This window comes from Rhodoferax lacus, from assembly GCF_003415675.1.
GTDB classification, from domain to species: Bacteria; Pseudomonadota; Gammaproteobacteria; order Burkholderiales; family Burkholderiaceae_C; genus Allorhodoferax; species Allorhodoferax lacus.
On record NZ_QFZK01000046.1, the window covers coordinates 1 to 2,603 of the forward strand.

General features: G+C 59.3%; 2 protein-coding genes. Both read right to left on the minus strand.

What is annotated here, in order from left to right:
* Positions 1 to 140: 140 nt before the first annotated feature.
* The gene (gene istB, locus DIC66_RS22650; protein WP_117180446.1) at positions 141 to 974 is read right to left on the minus strand and encodes an IS21-like element helper ATPase IstB; all 834 of its coding nucleotides are present in this window, start codon (positions 972 to 974) and stop codon (positions 141 to 143) included.
* Positions 967 to 2,490 carry an IS21 family transposase gene (gene istA, locus DIC66_RS22655; protein ID WP_117180447.1) on the minus strand — a complete coding sequence of 508 codons (1,524 nt, stop codon included), beginning with the start codon at positions 2,488 to 2,490 and terminating at the stop codon, positions 967 to 969. The genes istB and istA overlap by 8 nt, the downstream gene beginning before the upstream one ends.
* Positions 2,491 to 2,603 lie beyond the last annotated feature (113 nt).

Consider the following 2,603-nt stretch of genomic DNA (forward strand, 5'->3'; position numbering starts at 1 on the left):
TGTTGGCGCCGATTGAATCTTGACCACCTGTGCCGATCGAATTTTGACCAGGGGCTTTTGCTGACAGCATGACTGCCAACTGTGGATAACTATAGTCTCTTGCTGGTTTTGCTGACTCCTTTTGAATCTATTGCAGGTAGTTAGAACGGTTCGGCCTCTACCTTCTGAACGTCACTCTTCCCAGCTTCAACCTTGCGTTGCAGCTCCCTGGATTTGATCTTTCCCTTGGCTTCGGTTGAACTGTGGCGGAACCGGTAAGACTCGTTCCCGGTTTCCAGAATGTGGCAGTGGTGGGTAAGCCGGTCCAGGAGTGCGGTGGTCATCTTCGCATCACCAAACACGCTGGACCACTCGGCAAACGTCAGGTTGGTAGTGATCACCACGCTGGTGTGCTCGTACAACTTGGACAGCAGATGGAACAGCAAGGCACCGCCTGCCTGGCTGAACGGCAGGTACCCCAGCTCATCCAGAATGACGAGGTCGGTTCGCATCAAGCTCATTGCAATGCGCCCGGCTTTGCCTTGCGCCTTTTCCTGCTCCAGGGCATTGACCAGGTCCACCGTCGAGTAAAACCGCACACGTTTGCCATGGCGGGTCAGGCCGGAGATGCCCAGCGCTGTAGCCAGATGCGTCTTGCCGGTGCCTGGACCACCAATGAATACCGCGTTCTGGGCGTCATCAGTGAATGCCAGGTCCGACAGCTTCTGGATCAGCACCTTGTCCACCTGAGACACCGTGAAGTCAAACCCGGCCAAGTCACGGTGCATGGGGAAGCGGGCCGTCTTCATCTGATGCGCGATGGATCGCATGTGCCGGTCCACATCTTCTGCGTCCAGCAAGTGCTCCACCAGCCAGCGCGATGACTCCATGCCCGACCCACCATCTTGCTCCATCAGGTCGGCCCAGGCGCTGGCCATGCCATTCAACCGAAGCTCCTTGAGTGCACTGTGCACGTCGCGTTTGGAGTCACGCATGGTTCACCTCCAGACCGTCCTGGTGGGTGGGACGCAGGCGGTCATAGCGCGCTGTATCGGCTCTGGGAATCAGGGTGAGCTTCAGGTCCGTTTGCGCCTGCTCGGGCGTCTGTGGTGCGCTCAGCCGTGCCAGTACGTTGCGAACGTGCTCAGCACTGATGCTGCCGTTCGGAGCGGAACTCTCCAGCACCAATTCAACGGCCACCAGCACGGACTCCAGACCGAATTGCGGGACCGCCGCCAGAACCTGTGCCATGACACGGTCTCCACCGGTGTGACGCAGCAGCGATTGCCGCAATCTCAGCAGTGGCAGGGGAAGGTCCAGAAACGGGGCGCCGTTTCTCAAGGCCCCAGGCTTGCGCTGCACCAAGTCAATGTAGTGCTGCCAGTCGTAAGTGGTCTGCGACTTGCCAACCAAGCGTGCATGGCTGGCAATCACCATGTCCGCATTGGCCACATCCACCCGGTTGGGGTACAGGCGGGTGCTGACCAACGAACCAGCCCATTCACAGGGCACGGAGTAGCGGTTGCGCCCCACCGACACCAAGCAGGTGCTGCTGACTCGCGCAGGCTTCTCGACGTAGCCATCAAAGGGGGCAGGCATGCTCATGAGGTGAGCACGCTCCAGTTCCAGCATCTCCGACACCGTGAACTGCTTGTGAATCGGATGGACGGTGTCCTCCCATACCGCCCGGCAGCGCTCGCCCAGCCACGCGTTGAGCTCCACGAAGGAGCCGAACCGGCGCGTGCCGGCCTCGATCCAGATGCGCCGGCGGCTGTCCTGCACATTCTTCTCAACCACTCCTTTCTCCCAGCCGGAGGCCACGTTGCAGAAGTCCGGGTCAAAGAGGTAATGGCTGCACATCGTGGAGAAGCGTGCATTGACGATGCGCCCCTTGCCCTTCTTGACCTTGTCTACGGCCGTCTTCATGTTGTCGTAGATGCCGCGCCGGGCAATGCCACCCAGTGCAGTGAAGGACCGGGTGTGGGCATCAAACAGCATCTCATGGCCTTGGCTGGGATAGGCCACCAGCCAGAACGCCCGACTGGCGCACAGCTTTAAGTGGGAGACCTGCATGTTGTAAAACACGCCGCCCACCACCAGTGCCTCGTCACTCCAGTCGAACTGGAATGCCTCACCCAACTCGAAGCTCAACGGCACAAATGCCTTGCCTGGAGACTGGCTGCTCTGCTCATGCCATGCCCGAACGAAGTCGGTCACCGCGCTGTAGCCGCCCCGGTACCCCTGCGCCTGGATCTGGGCAAACAGGGCCCGTCCTGTGCGTCGGCCCTTCTTGGGCCGATGCATGTCGGTCTTCAAGGCCTGATCCAGAGCCACTTTGAAAGGAGAGAGCTTGCCCTCGGGCGCTTCCCTCGCGTATTTGGGAGCTATGTCGCCGGGAGCTTTGAGCCACTTCTTGACGGTATTGCGTGACAGGCCGGTGGCCCTCGCAATCGCACTGGTGGAGAGTTTGTCGCGCAGTTTTAAGCGTCTTACATTGCCGATTACGTCCATGGTGATCACCTTTTAGTACCTGCTGAATTAATCAGCAGGACAGTGGAACACCCTGGTCAATTTTGGATCGGCACTTCTCGGTCTAACTGGTCAATTTTCGGTCGGCGTCAACA

Coding starts and splice junctions, on each gene's coding strand:
- istB (WP_117180446.1), bottom strand. CDS start 974: ATGCGTGACTCCAAACGCGACGTGCACAGTGCACTCAAGGAGCTTCGG.
- istA (WP_117180447.1), bottom strand. CDS start 2,490: ATGGACGTAATCGGCAATGTAAGACGCTTAAAACTGCGCGACAAACTC.